Annotated in this window: 18 protein-coding genes; 5 read left to right on the forward strand and 13 right to left on the reverse strand. The window is 34.9% G+C overall.

The window, feature by feature from the left end:
* Positions 1–7 precede the first annotated feature (7 nt).
* The 3 genes from OLM58_RS05120 (at position 8) to OLM58_RS05130 (ending at position 4,003) form a co-directional block, all read left to right on the forward strand.
* Positions 8–1,537, forward strand: a complete 1,530-nt coding sequence (locus OLM58_RS05120) for a class A beta-lactamase-related serine hydrolase (protein WP_264531448.1) — start codon at positions 8–10, stop codon at positions 1,535–1,537.
* A 354-nt stretch (positions 1,538–1,891) separates the two neighbouring features.
* Entirely contained in the window at positions 1,892–3,355 is a 1,464-nt protein-coding gene (locus tag OLM58_RS05125; protein ID WP_264531449.1) for a serine hydrolase, read from the forward strand.
* A gap of 204 nt (positions 3,356–3,559) precedes the next feature.
* Positions 3,560–4,003, forward strand: a complete 444-nt coding sequence (locus tag OLM58_RS05130) for a hypothetical protein (protein ID WP_264531450.1) — start codon at positions 3,560–3,562, stop codon at positions 4,001–4,003.
* A gap of 331 nt (positions 4,004–4,334) precedes the next feature.
* Here the strand turns inward: OLM58_RS05130 and OLM58_RS05135 are convergent, their stop codons facing one another.
* The gene (locus OLM58_RS05135; RefSeq protein WP_264531451.1) at positions 4,335–6,725 is read right to left on the reverse strand and encodes a penicillin acylase family protein; all 2,391 of its coding nucleotides are present in this window, start codon (positions 6,723–6,725) and stop codon (positions 4,335–4,337) included.
* Positions 6,726–6,841: 116 nt separating this feature from the next.
* Here OLM58_RS05135 and OLM58_RS05140 point away from each other — a divergent pair, with 116 nt between their 5' ends.
* Complete coding sequence (locus OLM58_RS05140) at positions 6,842–8,404, forward strand: hypothetical protein (protein WP_264531452.1); 1,563 nt, start codon at positions 6,842–6,844, stop codon at positions 8,402–8,404.
* Between the two features lie 133 nt (positions 8,405–8,537).
* Positions 8,538–10,349: a hypothetical protein gene (locus OLM58_RS05145; RefSeq protein WP_264531453.1), complete on the forward strand. Its 1,812-nt coding sequence runs from the start codon at positions 8,538–8,540 to the stop codon at positions 10,347–10,349.
* Positions 10,350–10,523: 174 nt separating this feature from the next.
* Here OLM58_RS05145 and OLM58_RS05150 read toward each other — a convergent pair whose 3' ends face one another.
* The 12 genes from OLM58_RS05150 to dtd all read right to left on the reverse strand — a co-directional run bounded on the left by OLM58_RS05150 (position 10,524) and on the right by dtd (position 23,477).
* The gene (locus tag OLM58_RS05150; RefSeq protein ID WP_264531454.1) at positions 10,524–10,922 is read right to left on the reverse strand and encodes a hypothetical protein; all 399 of its coding nucleotides are present in this window, start codon (positions 10,920–10,922) and stop codon (positions 10,524–10,526) included.
* Positions 10,923–10,944: 22 nt separating this feature from the next.
* A complete protein-coding gene (locus OLM58_RS05155) occupies positions 10,945–11,730 on the reverse strand; it encodes a hypothetical protein (RefSeq protein ID WP_264531455.1) in 786 nt (261 codons plus the stop codon).
* Between the two features lie 6 nt (positions 11,731–11,736).
* A complete protein-coding gene (locus OLM58_RS05160; RefSeq protein ID WP_264531456.1) occupies positions 11,737–12,210 on the reverse strand; it encodes a hypothetical protein in 474 nt (157 codons plus the stop codon).
* 2 nt (positions 12,211–12,212) lie between these two features.
* Positions 12,213–13,595: a hypothetical protein gene (locus OLM58_RS05165; RefSeq protein ID WP_264531457.1), complete on the reverse strand. Its 1,383-nt coding sequence runs from the start codon at positions 13,593–13,595 to the stop codon at positions 12,213–12,215.
* A 252-nt stretch (positions 13,596–13,847) separates the two neighbouring features.
* On the reverse strand, positions 13,848–14,300 hold the full coding sequence (locus tag OLM58_RS05170; protein ID WP_070906538.1) for a glycine zipper family protein: 453 nt from the start codon (positions 14,298–14,300) through the stop codon (positions 13,848–13,850).
* Positions 14,301–14,525: 225 nt separating this feature from the next.
* Positions 14,526–15,803, reverse strand: a complete 1,278-nt coding sequence (gene kynU, locus OLM58_RS05175; RefSeq protein ID WP_264531458.1) for a kynureninase — start codon at positions 15,801–15,803, stop codon at positions 14,526–14,528.
* A 177-nt stretch (positions 15,804–15,980) separates the two neighbouring features.
* Complete coding sequence (queA, locus tag OLM58_RS05180) at positions 15,981–17,030, reverse strand: tRNA preQ1(34) S-adenosylmethionine ribosyltransferase-isomerase QueA (protein ID WP_173965934.1); 1,050 nt, start codon at positions 17,028–17,030, stop codon at positions 15,981–15,983.
* A gap of 330 nt (positions 17,031–17,360) precedes the next feature.
* Positions 17,361–18,587 (reverse strand): 3-phosphoshikimate 1-carboxyvinyltransferase, encoded by a 1,227-nt coding sequence (gene aroA / locus OLM58_RS05185; protein WP_264531459.1) that lies wholly within the window; start codon positions 18,585–18,587, stop codon positions 17,361–17,363.
* Positions 18,588–18,668: 81 nt separating this feature from the next.
* Positions 18,669–18,995 (reverse strand): nucleotide pyrophosphohydrolase, encoded by a 327-nt coding sequence (locus OLM58_RS05190; protein ID WP_012022600.1) that lies wholly within the window; start codon positions 18,993–18,995, stop codon positions 18,669–18,671.
* Positions 18,996–19,038: 43 nt separating this feature from the next.
* Entirely contained in the window at positions 19,039–21,048 is a 2,010-nt protein-coding gene (locus OLM58_RS05195) for a DUF3857 and transglutaminase domain-containing protein (protein ID WP_264531460.1), read from the reverse strand.
* 5 nt (positions 21,049–21,053) lie between these two features.
* Entirely contained in the window at positions 21,054–22,961 is a 1,908-nt protein-coding gene (locus tag OLM58_RS05200; protein WP_264531461.1) for a DUF3857 domain-containing protein, read from the reverse strand.
* A gap of 63 nt (positions 22,962–23,024) precedes the next feature.
* Entirely contained in the window at positions 23,025–23,477 is a 453-nt protein-coding gene (dtd, locus tag OLM58_RS05205; protein ID WP_264531462.1) for a D-aminoacyl-tRNA deacylase, read from the reverse strand.
* Positions 23,478–23,551: the final 74 nt, after the last annotated feature.

Consider the following 23,551-nt stretch of genomic DNA (forward strand, 5'->3'; position numbering starts at 1 on the left):
ATATAAAATGAAAATCAATCCATCTATTTTCCCGTTAAAAGTTTTTTTAATTGGAGTATTACTTTTCCACTCTCAAATCGGGTTTTCTCAGGAAGAAAAAAACTCCGAATTGTATAAGATCATTATGTCAAGAGACAGTCTTCTTTTTAATGTTGGCTTTAATACCTGTGACATTAGCCAGTTTGAAAATCTTTACAGTGACAGTTTTGAATTTTATCACGACAAGGACGGCCCTTCGGATAAGGCTCTTTTTTTAGTCAATCTCAAAAAAGGCTTATGTAAATCGGTTGAAACTTACAAAGCCAGAAGATACCTGGTTCCTGGCAGCACCGAAGTTTATCCGTTATATCAAAAAGGCGTGTTATATGGTGCCATACAAATGGGAATTCATCAGTTTTACGAAAAATCAGCAGGAAAAAATGAATCTTTTGCAGACGTGAAGGAGAAATTTGGCAGCACTGCACGATTTACTCATCTATGGATTTTAGAAAATGGTGATTGGAAACTTAAAAGATCTCTTAGCTACGATCATCAGGAGACCAATACAGCGGGTACCAAATCGGATATTTTTGACAACGATGCTGCCATTAAAAAATGGCTGGTACAAAACAATATTCCGGCACTGGGAATTGGTCTGATCAATGATGGGAAACTACAGGAAGTAAAAGTCTTTGGTGAACTTAAAAAAGGAGTTGCAGCACCTTATAATACCATTTGGAATGTTGCTTCTCTGACTAAGCCAATTACTGCAATGGTCACTTTAAAATTAGTAAGTTCCGGAAAATGGGATCTCGACGAGCCTCTATACAAATACTGGACAGATCCGGATATTGCAAATGATCCTAATACAAAATTACTAACGACTCGAATTGTCTTAAGTCATCAAACCGGTTTTCCGAATTGGAGATTTATGAACAAATCAGGCAAACTGGATTTTAAATTTAAACCCGGAACAAAATACCAATATTCGGGAGAAGGTTTAGAGTATTTGAGAAGGGCCTTAGAGAAGAAATTTCACAAAACGCTGGATCAGTTAGCCAGTGAATTGGTTTTTAGACCTCTAAAAATGAACGACACTCAGTTGGTCTGGAACGATAAAATTGATTTATCCAGATATGCCATTGGTTACGACAATAAAGGGAATGCTTATGAACCTACTAAAAACAAAACTGCAAATGCTGCCGATGATTTACTAACGACTATTGAAGATTACGGAACATTTTTATGCAGCGTGATGAACAGCGATGGATTGAGCAAAAAAGTTTTTGAAGACATGACTTCCCATCAGGTTCAAACCAAAAAAAACAAGTACTTCGGACTGGGTTTTGAAATTTATGATTTAGGAAATAACGATTATGCCTTATCGCATGGTGGGGCTGACAATGGGGTTCAGACAATTTTCCTGTTACTTCCAAAAACCAAACAAGGTCTGATTATTTTCACCAATGTTGATGATGGATATAAGGTTTACGAAAAAATCCTTACACATTATATGGGTGAAAAAGGGAAGAAAATAATTGAAATTGAAACCAAGTAAATCTTAATTCAAAAAGTGATGTGTACAAAATCATTATTCGAAAATCTATGATAAAACTATGTATTCTTATTGTGTTATTTTTAAGTAAAGTTCTATTTGCATAAACAATTATTGGTTTAAAAGAAATTTGTTAGTTATGAGCATAGGCCTTTATATAGTAGTTCCTGGCAGTTCTCGGTCTATGCTCTCCCGCAAGAGTGTTAAGAAAAAGATAAAAAAAGGATTGATCCTGAAACCTAATTGAAATTTCGTCGTCTAACTAAAGACAACGACATAATCCTGAACAGATTAAAGAGTTTCAATCATCAAATCAAAAATCAATCACTGATTTACTAACCTTAATCATCAATCAACATGCAAAAACCAATCAAACTAGTTGTTCTCAGCGTTATTCTACTATTTTTCGCTTTGAACATTACCTCCGCACAGGACAAAGCGAAACAAATTGACCAATTATTAACTACCTATAATCAATATGGTCAATTTAATGGTTCGGCACTGGTTGCCGAAAATGGAAAGGTAATTTTTAAAAAAGGTTTTGGCTCAGCCAATATGGAATGGGATATTCCGAATCAGCCTGATACCAAATTCAGATTGGGCTCGATCACCAAACAATTTACTGCTTTTTTAATCTTAAAATTAGTGGATGACGGAAAACTAAAACTGGACGTTCCTATCACTACTTACTTACCGGATTACCCTAAAGAAACCGGCGACAAAATAACACTTCATCACTTACTTACGCATACCTCAGGAATTCCAAATTATACTGCTACACCAAATTTCCTTAGAGATAAAAGCCGTAATCCTTATACTCCGGAAGACTTTGTAAAAACATTTAATAAATTGCCTCTGGAATTTAAACCGGGCGAAAAATTCAACTACAGTAATTCCGGATATTTCCTCTTGGGGTATATTATCGAAAAAGTTACCGGTAAAACCTACGAACAATATTTACAGGAAACTATTCTTACTCCTTTAAAAATGGTAAATACAGGTTTTGATCATAGTGAAGTTATCCTTAAAAACAGAGCTGCGGGTTATGAAAAACAAGGCAAAAATTTTGTCAATTCTTCTTTCATTGACATGAGTATTCCATATGCGGCGGGATCTTTATATTCTACTGTCGAAGATTTGTACTTATGGGATCAGGCACTTTACACCACTAAATTGCTTTCAGAGAAATCTATGGAGTCTCTTTTTAAACCGTATATAAAAGCCTGGGGAGATTTTTACAGTTACGGATGGTTTATTTCAGAAGCTAATAATGGCAGTAAAGATAAACTGAAAGTTACGGAGCACGGTGGAGGAATTAACGGATTTAACACGCTCATATCACGTGTTCCTGCCGATAAAATTCTAGTCGTTTTACTTAACAATACAGGTAACACTGTTTTGGGCGAAATGAACACTGCTATTCGTGCTATTTTATACAACCAGCCTTATAAACCTGCCAGAAAATCATTAGCAGCCGATTTGTTAGATATTTTCTCTACAAAAGGTGTCACAGCCGGAATTGACACTTATAAAAAGCTAAAGAATGATCCCACTTTTGTTATTAAAGAAAACGATATGAACGAAGCCGGCTATCAATTGCTGCAAAGCGGAAAAAAGAAAGAAGCTATTGAAGTTTTTAAAATGAATGCGGAGACTTTTCCAAAATCCGGAAATGTGTATGATAGTTTAGGGGAAGCCTATTTGGCTGATGGGGACAGAAAACTTGCGATTGCAAATTATTCCAAATCAGTTGAACTGGATCCTTCAAATGAAAACGGGAAAAAGGTCTTAGAAGAAATTTCCAAAAACAAAACGAAATAATTCTCAGCAAACCTCTATAAAAAACTCTGCTAAAATTGATTTTGAATCAGTTTTAGCAGCTTTTTTTTGTTACAATTTCTAACAGTCACATTCGATAATTTAGCATTAAAAGAACTATTTTAGCGCTGCCCAAAAAAACAAAAGTAAACCCTCAAATCAACGTGATTTACAACAAGAACTGTTGTGAACTGTTTTTATTAACCTATGAAAAAATTAAAGACACAAACTCTTTTAGTACTCGTACTATGCCTGTTTATTCCGCTTATCGGTAATGCCCAAACCTCAACCAAGACCGTCCCGATGCCCAGTCAGCAAAACAAAATTATCATTGATAAAATTGTCGAAGCTGCCCGTTACAAAAATTATGTGACTGATTTTTGCCTGGCAACTATTAGCGAAGCTGCCCTTAAAGAAAAATGGAACGATCAAAAAACGATTGAAATAACGGAGAGTATCGACTACAAAAACTTCCGGGACGCCGTTTATAATATATTTGCTTTTTATAATGAAATAGAATTGGAAACACTTTTAAAAACCTATCAGCAAGATACTGCCTATCAAACAACCAATGTCATGGTCACCAACGATGCGCTGGGTTATAATCTCGAAATATTTGCAAATGATATTGTTCGGGGGAGGTATAAGTAGGTTCAGAGTTGCAAAGGCCCAGAGTGACAGAGGTTCTTTTTAGGTTGTGAGGCTCTGAGGTTCTAAGTTGCTAAGGTTTTAATCTTTGTCAAAGCTTACACTTTGACAAAGATGTAATCATAAAAACGCAAAAGAAACTTTGCGAATCTTTGCGAAAAGACTTTGCGCACTTTGCGGTAAAACCAGCAATCCTAAAACTAAAAAACTATTTCCCGGCAGGTATAAGTGAAATGTTGAATGTGAAATGTGAAATGTAAAACTTGGAACTTCAAACTTGAAACTTCAAACTTGAAACTTCAAACTTGAAACCTGAAACTTGAAACCAAAAGCACTACTTCGCTTTTGGTTTCAAAACTAATTTGGTGGATGTTTTTATAATCTCTTCTTTGTTCAGTTTCATCTTTCTGAATTTACCGGCATTGTACATCTCGGCCTGATCGTCATAATGTTTACTGAACGGATTACCCGATTGTCCTGTTGGCAAAATACTCCAGCTATTTTCGATATCAGAAAAATCAACTACTCTTCTGGTTGATGGTCCGCCTTTTACGTGATACTTTCCTTCTTTATTGAATCCGAAAAACTGATTGTTTATTACTTCATTCGATCCCGGAGCTGCAAATGGCCCTACATTAAACAAACTGCGCAAAGCTGCTACTTTCCCCAAAGGATGTTCATGTTCAACGGTGTGTGCTTTACCCCAGTTCCAATCTGCGACCTGATTTCCAAATTGTTCCTGAAGTTCCACTATTGCTTCATGGAAGGATTTTGAAACAATATCGCTTCTGGTTTCTTTTACGTTCTTGGTTTTGATGTTGTCCCACCAAACGGAATTTTCATTCTGAATTTGTCTTGCAATGATTTGTTTCCCCAGTGAGGTATCAAGATACAAACTGAAGTTATCGGCTCCCATCTCATCTTCAAAAGTATTTTTCAGATACAGATAAACCCATTTATTGTAAATCGTTGGTCCAACATCCTCCGTATTATTGGTTCCTTTCCATGATTGCAAAGCATTTATTGCTTCTTTTTCTTCTGCTGAAAGCGAACTTCCGGCTACAGTCGAAATTAAACGCTGCACCACTCCCGGTGAAACTAGTGAAGTATTATCAAAAATCATCTTACTGATGGCTTCTTTATCCCAATCTGATTTTGCATCCATCAAACCTGAAATTCTTTTGGCACGATCCTCTGGCAAATAATATCCCGGATATAAAAAGCCATCAATAGCCTCAGGCTGATTGTTGGCAGAATACACATAACCCCATTTTGGATTCTCGGCACAAGGATTCTTCGAAAAATCTAAATGTTCTTTAATATCGTCTTTGCCACTGGCACCGTCCAAAATAAGAAAAGTATTCACTCCCTTATCATGTTTATAAAGTGCTCCGGTTGCCCACCATGCCACATTTCCTTTAGCATCACCATACATCACATTCAAACCCGGTGCCGCTACAAGCGAAACTGCTTTTCTGAAATCGTCTTTATTTTTAGCATGCGAAAGTCCGTAAACGGCATCTAAAATCTGGATGGGTTGTTGTGTATAGACCCACGACATTGCAATAGGATTCTTTTTTCCTAAACGATCCAGCACATCATTCATGATAGGCCCGTGGCGGCTTGATTTAACCGTCAAAACCACATCTGACGTATCTTTTACTTTTATCGTTTTTTTAATCGACGTATAAGCTGCAAAACCCGTTGGCGTCTGATATTGGTTAGAATCACCTTCTTTATTTCTTTCCTGATAAAAATCGATATCATCATTCTCGAACATTGTCAGTCCGTAAGCATAATTGCGGTTGTGTGCCAATAACGGATACGGTGTTCCGGCCAGATAACAACCGTACAATTCGAAATCCGGTGTTACCAAATGTGCTTCATACCAGGTCCCAGGCTGTGAAAAGCTAATATGCGGATCATTCGCAAAAATCACTTTTCCACTTTTCGTTTTAGTGGGTCCCGCAACCCAGCTGTTACTTCCCACAAAAGGAGGAATAAGTGAATTCTCCAGCAATGCCGCTACTGACTTTGAAATGGTGGCATATTCTTCGATATTCTCTTTTGAGTTTTTGATCCTGGTGGTATTAAACTCCCCCTCGATCCCTAAATCTTTTAAATATGCAACGCCGTATTTATCACGAATAAAAGTTAATAAAGGATCTGTTTTTTGTGCCATTGCAAAACTAAAAGACATATAACCAAAAATATTATACACGTCTTTTATGGTAAATTTTTCTTTTTTCACTCCTACCAGGGTAAACTCAATCGGCGTTACTCCCTCTTCCATGTACTGATTTATCCCGTCCAGATAAGCCATGGTCATTTTATAACTCTGACTGTTCGGATCTAATTTTGCTATCGCTTTTGCCGAAGTTTCTTCTATACCGATTCCGGAGAAAAATTTATCATTTTTTAGTGCAACCGATCCAAAGATTTCCGATAATCTTCCGGGTGCAATTCTTCGAAGTAATTCCATTTGCCATAATCGTTCCTGCGCATGAACATAACCAAGTGCCGTCATCGCGTCCTTTTCAGAATCGGCATAAATATGAGGCACTCCAAAATCATCAAAATACACCGTGGTTTCTTTCTGGAGATTCTTCAACTGTACTTCACCTTCGTATTTAGGCTTCAGATGAAAGATGTAGGCACAAAGACCAATTCCAAGAATAACAATCAATACCAATAAAACCAGCAGAATTTTTTTAATTTTTCTCATATTTATGAAACGTATAATGATAAATGATTTTGCAATGATGTAACTTAAATTTAAAATCCTGTAAGAAACATCTCTTTTAAAAGTCTAAATTTATGTATTTAAAATCAATACTATAAATGTCAATCTATAAAAAAATAGCGATCGGTATCATTTCAATCCTTTTTTTTGTGATTTTATTCAATATTGGTCTCAACTATTGGATAAAAAAACAATTGCCTCTTATTGTACACGAAAAAAACAAAACTGCTTATTCGATTCATTACGAAAAAATCGAAGTCTCGTTATGGAGCCGAAGCATCAACGCGCAAACCTTACTGATTCATCCCAAAAATCAGCTTTCGAACAGCAAAACAAAAAACGGAATCTACGCCAAAATTGAATCCATTACGATTCGTCATTTTAACATTTGGGATCTGGCCTTTCGTGATATTATTCAGGCCGAAAGTATCATCATCAACAAACCCCGCGTTATTTTATATAAAAAAGGGGAAAAGCTTTTAAACAATAGCAAAAGTATTCAGACAGAAATTATAGCTCCTTTTCAAAAAATAATTGCGGTTTCCAATATCTATTTGAACGAAGGAAGTGTTGATGTGGTTTCGCTGAACCATAACCAACCTATTTTTAGCATCAAAAAAATGATTCTAAAGCTCGAAGGAATTTTGGTTACTGCTACTACTTTAAAAGAAAAAATCCCCCTGCATTTTGAAAAGTATGTTTTGGTCTGTGATAGTTTATATTTTAAACCCAATGCTTTTTATCGTCTGAATATTGGCAAAATCAGCAGTGAAAATCAATTTCTAAGGCTTAAGAATTTTTCTTATTTGCCTGAATTTAATAGAAAAGAATTTGTTCAAAAACTCGACAAGGAGAAAGATATTTATACCCTAAAACTGGATTCGGCCGACATTGAAAAAATGGATTGGGGTTTTAAAAAAGAGCAGTTTTTCTTCAAAGCCAACTCATTGGTTGCTCATCATTTGAACGCTAATATCTATCGCAATAAAATGCCGAAAGACGATTTGAGTAAAAAGTATCTTTACAATGCTTTATTGCGAAAAATTAAGTTCCCTCTGCAGATTGATACGATCCGGATTGTAAAATCAAAATTGGTTTATGAGGAAGAAATTGATTTTTCAAAAGGTCCCGGGATTCTAAATTTTGATCATTTCAATTTGCAGGCTATCCATCTGAAAAGCGGTTTTGCTTTAAAGAAAACTGCTGATGTGAAGATTAAAATCAACTGCCTGTTCATGAAAACGTCTCCTTTAAATGTTGATTGGAGTTTTAATGTTCTCGATCCTAAAGATAGTTTTCACATTGAGGGAACGATCTCCCGTTTCAATGTTGCCGCAATGGAACGTTTTACCAAACCTTACATCAACACTACTTTTACCGGCAAATTTCATAAATATCAATTTGATTTTTACGGAAACGATGATAACGTTAAAGGAAACGCTTTGCTGGAATATGAAAATTTAAAAGTAAAACTCTTTAAAAAGAAACATCCTGAAAAGGAAGCGAAACTAAAAACTGCAGTTGCCAATTTATTACTCAAAGATGACTCGGGAGCAACATCTAAAACTGCTGATGTTGAATTGGAGCGAATTCCCGAAAAATCTTTTTACAATTTTCTATGGAGAAGTATTGCAGCGTCTTTTACCCAAATTCTGATTTAATTTATTCCTCTATTCTTCAAAAGAGTTTCATTCCGCATAAGGTCAAAGTAATAATAAACTGCAAACCTGACATTTATCAGGTTTTTTGAAGTTTATTTTCCCAACATTTGCTTTTATTTTAATTTAAAAACAAATGGCAAAACCATCGTTACACACTTTTCATATCCCTGTAATGGGTCTCGCATATACAATTGACAGTCCAATTCGAGTGGCACAATTTGGTATTTCGTCTGTAGTCTCTATCGCTGATGATGATCTAATTGAAAAGATGCGTAATTTTTACAGTACTAAATTTAATTTTCCGTACGAGGAGATAAGTCAAAAATTTCACGACTACAGAGCACAGCGCATTACTTCGTATCTCAATCTGGTCGATAAAATTGTGAAAGAGAAATTTGAAAATTTTAAAACGGAATTAATCGAAAGTAAAACTGCAGTAGAAAACTATATTGCGATGTTACCGAATACTTCCGACATCAAAAAGGGGTTTCAGAATTTACTGGGGGACGGGATTTCTTTTAAAGAAAATATCCAAAACTATATTGAATCACATCTTTCACCCGGTTGTATTGATGTGAATATCATGACCAAAATCGACAAAGATAATTTTGAAAAAAACGAACAGCTTCCAATTGAATTTAATGATGCTCATGCTGCTTTGCGAGGTTTCGCTAATAGTGATCTTGAATCTTCAGTGGTACTTTCTGCCGGAATGAATCCGAGATTGTACAGCTATTTCGAAAATTTTACGGATTTCTTTCCCAATACTAAAAACGAACTTAAAAAGAGAATTATTCTAAAAGTCAGCGATTTCAGATCGGCTATGATACAGGGAAATTTTCTAGCCAAAAAAGGCTTGTGGGTTTCTGAGTACCGCATAGAATCAGGACTAAACTGCGGCGGACATGCTTTTGCCACTGAAGGTCTTTTACTGGGGCCGATTTTAGAAGAATTCAGGCAGAAAAAGGATCAGCTTATTCAGTCTGCACATGAATTGATGACAAAGGTATTACAGCAAAAACAAATTCATGTTCCTGAAGCACCATTGCCTTTAAAAATTACAGTTCAGGGAGGTGTAGGTACTGCCGAAGAACACGATTTTTTATTGCAAAATTACGAAGTAGACTCTGTAGGATGGGGATCTCCTTTTTTACTGGTTCCCGAAGCGACTTCTGTAGACCCCGCGACTCGTAAATTATTAATGGATGCCAAAGAAAAAGACTTGTATCTGAGCCACATTTCCCCACTGGGAGTTCCGTTTAATACTTTAAAAGGCACTACAAATGAGGTTTTAAAGCAAAAAAGAATCGAGCAAAATAAAGCAGGGAGTTCCTGCCCGAAAAAATTTCTAGCACTGAGTAAGGAATATGATCCACATGGAATTTGCACAGCCTCGAAGAAATTTCAGGACATTAAACTGGAAGAATTGGCCGCTAAAAAAAATAGTCTTTCGAAGGAAGCTTATGAAAGAGAGATGTTTTCGATCACCGAAAAAGCCTGTTTATGTGTCGGATTGGCCAATGCATCTTATTTAGAAAATGATATTCAGATAAAAGGCCAGGCGCAGGGAGTTGTTATCTGTCCAGGCCCTAATATGGCCTATTTTGACCAAGAAGTTTCTTTGTCTGATATGCTGGCACATATTTATGGAAACAAATCAATTCTGAGGGCTAATAACAGGCCTAATCTGTTTGTAAAGGAATTAAAAATGTATATCGACTATTTTAGGAACGAAATAAATAATATTTCGGGAGAAATCACCAATGCCCAATTAAAGAAATGGACTACTTTTAAAGCTAATCTCTTAGACGGAATTGCCTATTATGAAAATTTGTTTTCGTCTTCTTTCTATTTTCAGGAAGATCCCGAAAAAATCAAATACCAATTCGATTTTTACAAACTGGAACTGGCTACAATTAAAGTTCCAACTTGTGAGTTGGTATAAAGAAACCGCTGATTTAAAATTTAAATCGGCGGTTTTATTTTAAAACTGTTTTATGGTTTACTCTTTTTTCTTTTTGCTGCCATCGATGATGGTCTATTCTGAATCTTTTAATACAAGCATCGAATAAAAAAACAAGCATTTCACTTAAAAAAAATCATACATTCCAATATTTATTTATTCAATTTCAAAACTTGGTTCTACTTGGATGTATTCTTTTCTATCTTCTGTTCTTTTAACCAAGACTATAGTGTAATTTTTTAAATATTCCCAAAGAGCATAATCATCTAACCTACGTTTTCTATTCTTATCATAAAATTTAGAAGAATGTACAAATTTTTTCAAACAGACTTCTTTTAATTTTACAGTTTGGTTTTCTAATACCTTTGCTTTCACAAAGTGAAAAGTTCCGTCCATATAACCACTACCATCTTTTATATAAAAATGATTTGGGATTTCAATATGTGCTTTAATATACTTACTATCGTAAGTAAAAAAAAGCGTGTCTTTTGTTTTTTCTTGAGCCTTTATGAAGATTGAAAATAAAGACAATAAGATCAGAATAACTGCTTTCATAGTGCGACTGTTTTTCTAATTATTAGTTAGTACAAGGCCCCATTTTACTTAACATTGGCACTCTTTTAGCAAGAGCCTCTATTGCTATTTTTTTGTCCTCAGGCAAATCTGTCCATGCTTTTACATTTGCGTCTTTTAATCCTCCCCAAGCAAGAGCTTCATAAAATTCATCACTTGGCTCCTCACCATAGTACTGAGTATATTTATTATAATCATCTGTAAGAACACTTTTATGAAATCCTTTTAAAGCCTCCTTCATACCATTAAGGTATAATATTGCAATTGTGCTATGCTGATTTTTATAGGCATCATATGTTGTTTTAAAATCTAAACTTTCTTTATCATTTCCAAGTTTTGTTCCAAGTTTTCTAAAAATATCAGCATGTATATATTCGTGTAAAATTGTTCTTGTAACATCTAGTGCCGAGTTTGTTTCTGCTTTAGAGGTACTAATCTCTATACCTATTAATTTACCTACTGGCGGTATTGTTCTTCCATTTATTTCTTCAACAACTCCATTTTTTGTAACAGTAACTTTGTCTTTAGAAGTAATCGAAATATCGAATTTTGAGTCGCCCTGAAATTTGGCTAATAATTTTTGTACAAAAGAGTTTCCACTTTTATTTAATAAGTCATTAATACACTTTGCTTTTCCTGTTAATGCGTCAATAATCTGTACTGGCGTTGGAGCATTGATACCAGAACCTCCGTCTCCAATATCCCAGGAATAACCACCACCACCGGAGTTACCAATTCCACCACCAAAAAGACCATCGCCATACATATCTAACGCATGTACTGTTTTCAAATAAAATCAAAAATCTGAATACTTCCAATCTACTTCATATTTTATTAGTTCTTTAGCATTTATTTTTTCTAATATATAAACCTTAAAATAAGACTGACAACCTACTGGAGGGTAAGTCAAAGTAATTTTTTTTTTCTTTTCTACTTCTTCTTTTTTACCTACGTAAAACTTGCATGCCTCATCTTTTAAATTTGTTGTATTTTCGAGTGTAAGCTTTTCTAAGATATTAATAGAACAGGTATCTTTTTTGTGTCTTTTTACATCAAAAATGAAACTTTCTCCTTGTGTGTAAAAGTAAATTTTGCTTTTACTTTCTTTTTTTTCAAACTCACTATTTTTTTCTCTATCAAATAGTATATATTTTATGGGTTTTAAATATTTTTCTCCTCCTTTGTATAGAGTAAAATAATCATTTGATTTTGTTTGTGCATTTATAAAATTAATGCTTAAAAATACTAAAAGATAAATATTCTTTTTCATACTTATTTACAGTTTGAGGGTCCATTATAAAAATGTTCATTAATTAATTTTGTAGTTATTGCTTTTTGTTCCGAAGATAAATTATCCCAAGCAATTGTGGTAACATTTGTATCTAGTTTACCTAAACCTAACCATGCTATCGATTCATATACAGATCGAGGTAATCGATTGTTATCAAACTGCTGAATAATATTAGCAATAGTACTTCTATAATGATTAGCCATCATTTCGTGATTCCATGTTGACCTCCATCTTTTATAATAATAATCATATAATCCAGGGAAGTTATCTTTTAGAGAGTTAACATAATTTATTTGCTGTTGGGGGGACATATTACTACTGTCTGGCGTTAAAGTTCCTATTTGAGCAGCAGCTAACATTTTTCGATATATCTCAGCATGAATAATCTCGTGAGCGAATACTGTTGCACTTCCTAAATCTGATAAATTGCCAAGACCAGAATTACTTATTTGAATTTCTGTTACAAAATTAATGGGTAATTGAGTTTGACCATAAACATCTGCTGGTAATGCATCATTAACAGTCAATTTCAGATGACTTACTGTAAATTCTCCGTCAAATTTTTTAATAGCATTTTCAAATCCAGAACTTGATTTTTTTAATTTTTCAAAAATACACTTTGCTTTTCCAGTTAATGCATCAATAATTTGTACAGGCGTTGGTGCTGAAATACCTCCGCCTCCGGCATCCCAGGAATATCCGCCACCACCGGAGTTACCAATTCCACCACCAAAAAGACCATCGCCATACATACCGGTACTTCCAAACATATCCAAAGCATGTACCGTGTTGCGATAATTGTTTTGTACAACAACTTCTTTCAATTGTACCCGACGAGTGGATGTTTTGTTAGTCTCTGTATTGTTTTTTTCCGTACTATCATTACTCTCAATAAACTGGCTTACAATAATTCCGTTCTCTGCTCTGAAACCGGTAATAAAACTTCCATCTAAGGTATGAGAAAATATTTTTCCTGAAAAACTTCCTTTAACGGCATCTTCATTAGGATACATACTAAAAACAATAGTTCTAATTTCGTTATCAATTTTCAATAACAGAATCCTCTTATTCTCAAACGTACTATTTGTCGCAAAAGGAATAACCGTTAATAACTGATTACTACCCTTTATTTTTTCGTGCGCAATTTTATCAAATTCCAGATTCTCTAATTGACTGTTTGTTGATTTTCCGACAGAATTACTCTTTGACTGTGCCAGAAAGTTTTTTGCATCATCAATACTTACCGTTTGAATCGTACTTTGCGACTGATCTGATGAATGTTCTTCCGTTTGGCAATCAGACAATATTAATGCTATACAGAATAACATTATTACTTTTACCTGGCTTTTAATTTTCCCTCTCATAATACTTTCGATTTAAAACACAAATCAAATATATAAGAAAAAAATTACAATAAAAATATTGTATAAAAAAAACCTGCTCAAATAAGTGAGCAGGAAATTTTATAAATATCAAAATGCGAAATTAATTTATGATAAACAAACTTTCATCGTTCTTTAAAAAACAAAGAAAAAAATCTTGTCTACTTTATAATCCTTATACAATACGACAGAAAAAACTATACTAAGTCTAACAGCGTAACTTCCTTAATCACCTTACTCTTTTTTCTTTTTGCTGCCATCGATAATAGCTCCGGTTCCTGCTCCAACACCTGCTCCGGCCAAACCGCCTATTATTGCACCTTCACCTTTTCTCTTGCTAACAATGGCTCCTGTCACTGCTCCTACTCCGGCACCTATGACAGCTCCTTTGGCCGCTGAACTCCAGCCTTTCTTTTTGGGAGTGGTTTGTGTTGCAGTCGGGGTTCCGTCAGCTTTTTGATTGACCACGACCACTTTTTGTGTTTCTAACTTTTGTTGCGCCTCTACCTTTTGTTCTTCTCTGATTTTTGCCATTTCCGTTCTCATCGAATCAATAACTCTTTGTTTACTGATTTCAACTTTCATCGAATCAATACTAGCTTGTTTGGCTTTATTGATATCCTCTTTTCCCTGATTCTGGCAAGAAACAAGAAATACTGCAGCTATAAAAATATATAAAGCTTTCATGAGATTGTAGTTTAAAAAATTATTACACTACAAAGTAAAGAAGAACTTTTTCTGAAAGATTACAGGATTTTGCAGAAAACTTATAGAATTTGAAGATTTTCAGCACTTTTGATTTTTGAGAAGACCGATTATTTTTCAAATATTCAGACAAAAAATCGCCTGGACAATAAGCTTGATCATTTTATTTAACCGCAGCTTAGCGTCCAGGCGAAATTATGTTTTAGCTTATTCTCCTAAAATTCCTTTTTTAAGAACCTGTCCAAAATCATACATGTCTTCATACGAACAATACAACGGAACGGGTGCCAGACGAATTACATTAGGCTCACGCCAATCTGTTATCACGCCATTTTTCATCAGGTAATCAAATAAGCTTCTTCCTTCTCCATGTAGAAAAACCGAAAGTTGAGAAGCTCTCTCACTAAGATTTGAAGGTGTTATAATCTCAAAATTACCTTTTACCTCTTTATCAATTTCATGTAGGATAAACTCTAAATAAGCGGTAATTTTATCTCTTTTTGCGATCAGGGTATCCATTCCAACCTCGGCAAACATTTCAACGGAAGCCAAATAAGGTGCTAAAGAAAGTATTGGTAAATTACTAATTTGCCAACCGTCTGCTCCATGAACCGGATCAAAATTAGGCTCCATTTTAAAACGACGTTCCTTGTTATGTCCCCACCATCCGGCAAATCTTGGTAAATCCGGATTGTTATGATGTTTTTCATGTACAAAACAGCCTGAAGCATTCCCCGGTCCTGAGTTCATATATTTATAACTGCACCACGCAGCAAAATCTACATTCCAATCGTGAAGCTGTAGTTTAATATTTCCGGCTGCATGTGCCAGATCCCAGCCCACTTTTGCTCCTGCTTTTTGGCCTGCAGCAGTAATTGTTTTCATATCGAAAACCTGCCCGGTATAATAATTTACTCCTCCTATTAACACTAGAGCCAGTTCATCTCCTACTTCTTCAATTTTGGCCAGAATATCTTCAAGGCGAATATTATGTTCTCCTTCACGGCGTTTGATTTCTACAATTGCATCTTCTGTTTTATAACCATGAAAATGTACCTGACTCTGAAACATATATTGATCTGAAGGAAATGCTTTTTCCTCGCAGATGATTTTGTAACGGGTTGCTGTTGGCTGATAAAAAGAAACCATTAACAAATGAAGATTTACAGTCAAAGTATTCATTACCGTTACTTCAGAAGGCAAAGCTCCCACTATTTTACTCAGGGGCTCAGCGAATCTTTCCTGATAATCCCACCATGGTTTTTCGGCATAAAAGTGACCTTCTACGGCAAGATCTGCCCAATCGTTCATTACTTCATCAATATAAGCTTTGGTACGTTTTGGCTGCAATCCTAAAGAGTTTCCGGTGAAATAAATCACTCTTTTGTCATTAACTTTTGGAAATATAAATTGGTCCTGATAGTGATTTAAAATATCCTCTGAATCGAGTTGTTTCGCGAATTCGCGTGTATTTTGAAAAGTCATTGCGTTTATTTTGAATCGTAAAAATAACAAAATGTTCTGAAATGTTGTTTTTTTGTTTCAAGTTTCAGGTTTCAAGTTACCAACAGAACCTGAAACTTGAAACCTGAAACCATTATAAAATAGAAAACCCGACAGGCGGTTGAAACCTGTCGGGTTGAATATCACTATAAAATCTAATTATAGAATTAACATCGCATCTCCGTAAGAATAGAATTTGTATTCTTCTTTGATGGCTTCTTCGTAAGCTCTTTTCATTAAATCATGACCACAGAAAGCAGAAATCATCATTAATAATGTTGATTTAGGCGTGTGGAAGTTTGTAATCATACAGTTGGCAATACTAAAGTCGTGAGGAGGGAAAATAAATTTATTGGTCCAGCCTTCATAAGGATTTAAAGTATTTTGAGAGGAAACTGAACTTTCGATGGCACGCATCGAAGTTGTTCCAACAGCACAGATACGTTTTCTTCCTGCTTTTGCAGCATTTACGATATCACACGCTTCTTGTCTGATGATCAATTCTTCAGAATCCATTTTGTGTTTGGACAAATCTTCAACCTCAACCGGGTTAAAAGTTCCTAAACCTACGTGAAGTGTTACTTCAGCAAAATTTACTCCTTTAATTTCTAATTTCTTCAAAAGATGTTTCGAGAAGTGTAAACCTGCAGTTGGTGCCGCTACAGCTCCTTCTTCTTTTGCATAAATTGTCTGGTATCTTTCAGCATCTTCAGCAGTTACTTCTCTGTTGATGTATTTAGGAATCGGAGTTTCTCCAAGTTCTGTCAATTTATTTCTGAATTCTTCGTAAGAACCGTCGTATAAGAAACGTAAAGTTCTACCACGTGAAGTGGTGTTGTCGATTACCTCAGCCACTAACGAATCGTCGTCGCCAAAATAAAGTTTGTTACCAATTCTGATTTTACGGGCCGGATCAACCAAAACGTCCCATAGACGCTGCTCTGAGTTTAATTCTCTTAATAAGAAAACTTCAATTCTTGCTCCTGTTTTTTCTTTGTTTCCGTACAAACGTGCAGGAAAAACTTTAGTATTATTAAGGATCAAAACGTCTCCGTCATCAAAATAATTGATAACATCTTTGAACATTTTGTGCTCTATAGTTTGTTTTTGACGATCGATTACCATTAAACGAGACTCATCTCTGTTTTCTGCTGGAAATTCCGCTAAAAGTTCTTTTGGTAAATTGAATTGAAAATGTGATAATTTCATATTGACATTGCTGATTTTAGAGTGTAGATTTTAGATTTTTTATCTAAAATTGTAAATCGTGTGCAAATATACGATTGTGAGATAGGCGTTGTCAAGTGTTTTGCTGTTTATTTTCAAAAGTCGTTGGTTTACTGATCCTTTGAGTTGCTTAAAAATGAAAGTTTTATCTTTTTTTTAACTTTAAGGGAAGCCAAAGTTCATTTAATCCGAATTCCTGGAAAATCGCTGTTGCTTTTCCGGATCAAAATCAAAAATAAATCCACAAAAAAACCTCCGGTTTGCACTGGAGGTTATTCAATTATGTTCAGCTCTTCAACGAGCTTCTATTTTTTATAGTGTTTCGACAATTACAAAGTCTAATGCTTTCAAATCATTCCAGAAATCAGGGTACGATTTTGAAACTACTTCGGCGTCTTCAATAACAATAGGTACTTTTAAAGCCAAGGGTGCAAATGCCATTGCCATGCGGTGGTCATTGTAAGTCGCAATCTTCACATTGTGCTTAATATTTTCTGATGCCACCAAAGTCAAACTGTCATTGGTTACTGAAATATCAGCTCCTAATTTTGTAAGCTCGATTCGCAACGCTTCCAATCGGTCTGTTTCTTTAATTTTCAAGGTATGAAGACCTGTTAAATGGCAGCCTATTCCCAAACCTAAACAAGTTACTACTATTGTTTGTGCAATATCCGGAGTATCGTTCAATTCAAAATTTACAGTTTCAAATTTAAAATTCTCCTGTTTTACCAGCGTCATTTTGTTATCCTGAAAGGTAGTTTTCACTCCCAATTTTTCGTAAAGTGATACCAATTCAGAATCTCCTTGTAAGCTGTTTTCTTTGTAACTACTCAACGTTATAGAGGCAGTATCAGCCAAAGCGGCTAAACTAAAGAAGTACGAAGCCGAACTCCAATCCGATTCCACTACCATTTCTTTAGAAGCTACTTCTGTTTTGGGATATACTTTAATCACATTTCCTTCAAAACTTGTCTGAATATCTAAATCATTTAGCAAAGCCAAAGTCATTTTGATGTATGGAATCGAAGTGATTTCACCTTCTAAAGTCAATTCTAAGCCATTCTCGAGTTTTGGTGCCACTAATAAAAGTGCCGAAATATACTGACTGCTTACGTTGGCTGCTAAAGTTACTTTTGAAGCGGTTACTTTTTTCCCTTTGATTCGAATTGGCGGATAACCTTCTTCTTTTTCATAAGAGATCTCGACTCCCAATTGTTCTAAAGCTTCTACCAAAATCTTTATTGGGCGTTCCTGCATTCTGCTGGAACCGGTCATGACTACTTCACGGCCTTCATTTACTGCAAAATAGGCTGTTAAGAAACGCATCGCCGTTCCTGCATGGTGAATGTCTATAATTTCGTCATGACCAATTAATGCTTTTTGCATTACCTCGCTGTCATCAGAGTTTGAAGTATTGGCCAAAGTAATATTTGGGAACAGTGCTTTTAATAACAACAAACGATTGGTTTCGCTTTTTGATCCGGTTACTGCAATCTGTCCTTGTAAATTATGTTGAGTTGTTTGGAGTAGTAAATTCATTATAGGGTAATTATATTATAGCATTTTTGCAAATCTATTTTAAATAAAGGACACTCCAAAACTTTACTTTGACTTATCACATTATTTTAATTTATCGTTGTTTTTATGACGATCCTTATCCCGAACTGATTTCAAATCCATTTTTTTATCAAAAGCGGCTTGCAAATCTATTCCGGTTTGATTGGCCAGACAAAGCACTACAAAAACAACATCGGCCAGTTCTTCTCCCAAATCTTTATTTTTATCACTCTCTTTTTCTGATTGTTCTCCGTACCTGCGGGCTATAATACGAGCCACTTCACCTACTTCTTCTGTAAGCTGTGCCATATTGGTTAATTCGTTAAAATAACGAACGCCATGTTCTTTAATCCAGGTATCTACATCCAGTTGTGCATTTTTCAAATCCATAGTGCTATTTTTCAACAAAAATAATTCTAATCTTTCAATACCGCTAGATTCTTTTTAAAACAATTTTCTCTGTTTCTTTAGCAATCATTCCTTTGTAATATTCTTTTAGCATTTCGTATTGTTCTGTAGTAATGATTGCTGTATTAATTTGATGCTGTATATTGATTTGCAAAAAACTATCGTTTCCGGCAATATTAAACTTAAAGCTCCCTAAATTATCCTGCATATTAATCACTACCGGCGCTGGTAATGTTTCTACCATAAACCCTTCAGGAATTTGAAGTGTAACATTGTACTTATCCGTAAATGGGAAACCGAAATCTACCGGATATTCTCTCACTTCTTGTTTGAAAGGATTTTCGCGGTTTGCAAAAAACAACATTGGGCTCACATAAATCTTACCGCCAATTACTTCACATAAATTATTTCCTGTAAAAGAATACGTCTCGATAATAGGCAATAGAATATCTTTTTCATTGGTTTTTGAGTACTCACTGATTTCAATTTTATTGTTTTGATTTTCCAATTTTTCAAGATATTCCTCTTCTTTAAGATTCGAAATATTATCTCTGGTGATCATCGCATTATAATCTGTATACTGTCTTTTGGTCTTTCCTGTGATTTTACCATCAGCATCAACACTATAACTCATAAACACAATATCGTTTGATGATTTCTTAGGCATCAAATCTACTTCTTCAGAACTTCCATCTTTTCTAATTAATCTTCCTGACCAGTTTAAAGCTCTGAAGGGCAAAATATTTGGCATTGAAAACTTATCTGAAGCGTCCAGCAGTACATTTCCTTCCGGAGTTTCAACCGCGGCAATTACATAGTTAAAAGCATTTCGGTTAGGAAAAATCGAAATCCCATTAGAACGGGTACTCACTAAAACAGGATTTGCTGTCAAGCCGGCATAACGCAGCATTGCCGTAAGCATTAAATTAATATCTGCAATATTTCCGGTTTTCTCTTTATAGGCTTTTTTTACTCCATTATCGCAGCCATAACCTGTATAATCATTCCATTTCACATTGGCCTTTACATAATTTAAAATCGTCAGTATTATATCATCCGTTTTAGTTTTACCGGCCAATATTGCTTTTAAATCCTCCTCAAAGTAACCTGTTTTATTCAATTCAGGGCCAAAATTATCATATTCATAAATGGTTTTCGCCACCGTACTCCAATCTGTAGAAAAGGTTTCTACCATACGATTGGGAAATTGAATTACAGATACTTCATGCTCCACACTCGAAGTATAATTATCGATATTATTTACGTAAGCTTCATCCTTCATCGCAGGAAAATTAAGCGCTAAGTAGGTTGTCTTAGTTTCATCATAGTCTAATTTATCATTAGAATATGTTGTGTGCGAAGTGAGTCCGGATCTTTCTCTACTAGTAAAAAGTATTGATCTGCGATTCTTCTCAGAAGTAATTTTAGGAAAAATATACCCTTTTTGTCTGGAATTAAACACATAATACTCGGGAACATACGTTGTAAACTCTGAATAATTTACCGGAATACTAGTCTGAAAATCCCATTTCCTGATCATTCTGTCGCTAGGGCTTCGGACTGTATATTTAAATTCTATAACTGATCCTTCTTTTACATTAGGCATTGTTATCTTTTTCTGCCCTCTAAACTTGTTAAGCATTTCATCAAAAACTCCTTCACTTTTTAGTTTTGTTTTTTCGATCTTACCATTGACCAGGTTATAAGTTACGGCATCACTAAAACTTACATTTTCAGATAAATTACTGGTCTTATAATACCAAACCTTATGATTTGCCCAATCATATCCTTCTTTTTTATAGATCTTAATTCTGGTTTCGACTTCTGTTGTGGTAACAAAACCATCATTTGAATCATACTGTATACTGGTTTTTCCTTTTTTATACAGAATAGCAGCAGTTGCTGCTGAATCTTTAGGGTGTACTTTTTCCTCTAGTTCTGCAACAGATACTTTCCCTAATTTAAACTCTTGTGCTGAAACTTTAAACATGCACAGCAGCATAATAAAAAAACTTAAAAATTGGATTGGTTTCATTTTGGTTAATTCTTGGTTAGTATAATTTTGGCGTTATCATTTTTTGCTACCTGTTCCATAAAGAGGCGATAGTCATCGTATTCTTTGTTAGAGTATTTTCCCTTATTCAAAAGCAATGAGCGTTTGTATAGTAATTTGTTATTTTCCCTTTTGATGATCTCAGTTTTATAGGCTCCAAACTTTCCTTTTAACTCAAAGGTTGAAGGCAAAAATTCGATCACAAAACCTGTTGGTAAATTAACTTCTATCTCATCTGTATCTGCATAGCCACGTTGAATCTGAAATGGATTTTTTCTATTGCGGATTCTCTTTACATTAGCAGAGCTCTGATTAAATGCGTCAACGGTAAAAATCATTTTATTCCCTGAAATCGCTGCATAATTTAAAGCACTTAACTGCACATCTTCGGTAAAACAAATTGCCTCTTTATTATTATTCAGAACTATTTTACCTAATTTAAGATTGTTGATATTATCCCAGTATTCTTTGTAGTGCGCTTCTTTTTCGGTTGGCTGTAAATGTTCAATTCGGGTTTTCAAAGCGTATTGAGAACCTTCTGAATTTATTAAAATGGCACCGGAAAAATGCCCATTTTCATCTATTGTATAAGTCCCTTTTTCGATTTGGGTATTACCATTATCCTCATAGATTTTAGTTCTGATAATTTCTGCTCCCTCAGGTTTAACAACCAATACATCTCTATCATCGGTAAAAGTTCCCTGATAACCAAAAGGATCGTCCTGACTGGTACACTCTAACCAGACATAATGATTCCCATTCGGAATTGACAAAATCATGTGATTTCCCTGCATGGAAACAAAATCAGATTCGATGTTTGTTTTATTGGTATCTCCGTATAAAATTGTACTATAAGAAGGAACATCTACGACCTGTAAAAGTGCTTTTGTATAATTGGTTAAAGCTTTACAATCGCCATAGCCCAATCGATCAACATCAGTAGCCAGCATAGGCTTCCAGCCGCCAATTCCAACCTGAATACTCACATATCTGGATTTTTTCTGTACAAAATCGTAAACCAGTTTTGCTTTTTTAATCGGGTCTTTTTCGTCCCCAACAATAGTTTTTATTTTGGTTTTGGTTTCTTCTGGCAGATCAGTTGTTCCGGAAAGTATTTTTTCAGAATACCATTTCCCAAAATCAGTCCAGTTTGTGGCGGTACCATCAACCCCTTCCAGATGAAAACGTTCTAATCCCATCATAACTTTAGGAAAAAGATCTCTGTACGCCGGGCTATAATCTTCTTGTTTTTGTGCTAAAATAGTGCCCGCAGTATAAGAAAGCTGCGTGCTGGTATCGGTTGTTTTCTTTATGTTGAAACCTGAGAACTGAAGTTCTTTCTTTTTAAATCCCAAATCAGTAGGATAAACAACATTTAGGACTGCTTTTTCAATACTGGTATAAAACTCTTTTAAAGGCATCCAGCTTGGAATAAAAGCAGTTGAAGAAGTCTGTACTTCGCTATTAAATTCAACTGTAAAAGGGTAGGAAATTGGGGTGTAATCTAAATATACAACTCTGTTATCAGAAAAGAGTGTACTTCCTCCTACAACGCTCTGATCCTTGAAATCTTTCCTTTTTACTTTTTTAATTTCTTTTCCGAAAGCATCATAAACTACTGCTTCAATGCTCCTAACTGAAGTCGATTTATCATAATACTCATAAGCTTGTATTGCTCCAAGTCCTTTTTCGTTTAAAACCGTAACAACGCGACGGTTTTTAGCATTCATACTTCGTTGGGACTGAATTATTATATCAGTTTGATCGAAGCGAACCACCGCATTGGCATTTTCTTTAAGACTATCGGCAATTGAAATTGAGCTATATTCGCTCTTTTGAGCAGAAGAAATAAGGGTAAACAGGCAAAAAAACAACGCAAAAACAAGGCTTTTCATTTAATAAGTAATTTCTCCAAATATATATTATTTTTAAGAAATCCTTAACACTTGTCCATTTTTTTAATCTCTGTTTTTACTGTCCATTAAAATAGTTACCGGCCCGTCATTTACAAGGTTAACTTTCATATCGGCACCAAAGATTCCTGCCTGTATTTTTTTATTGAATTCCTTTTCTAAGGATTTTAGAAAATTCTCATACATCGGTATTGCAAAATCAGGCTTTGCTGCTTTTATATACGAGGGACGATTTCCTTTTTTGGTAGAAGCATGAAGTGTAAACTGACTCACTACGATAATATCTCCGTCGATGTCCTGAATTGAACAGTTCATAACGTCATTTTCATCTCCAAAAATTCTCATTTTGATGATCTTACCCACCAGCCAGTCAATATCTTCCTGCGTATCGGCTTCTTCTATTCCAACTAAAACCAATATACCTTTCTGAATATCTGCAACTTTTTTCTGATCGACTGTTACGGATGCTTCTGAAACTCTTTGCAGTACTATTCTCATTTATGTAAATCTTAAAATTGAAAGTCATAAAGCCAAAAAAATTAAAAAAGTCCTTTCGAAACTTTTTAAACATC

The sequence above is a fragment of the Flavobacterium sp. N502540 genome (assembly GCF_025947365.1).
Lineage (GTDB): Bacteria > Bacteroidota > Bacteroidia > Flavobacteriales > Flavobacteriaceae > Flavobacterium.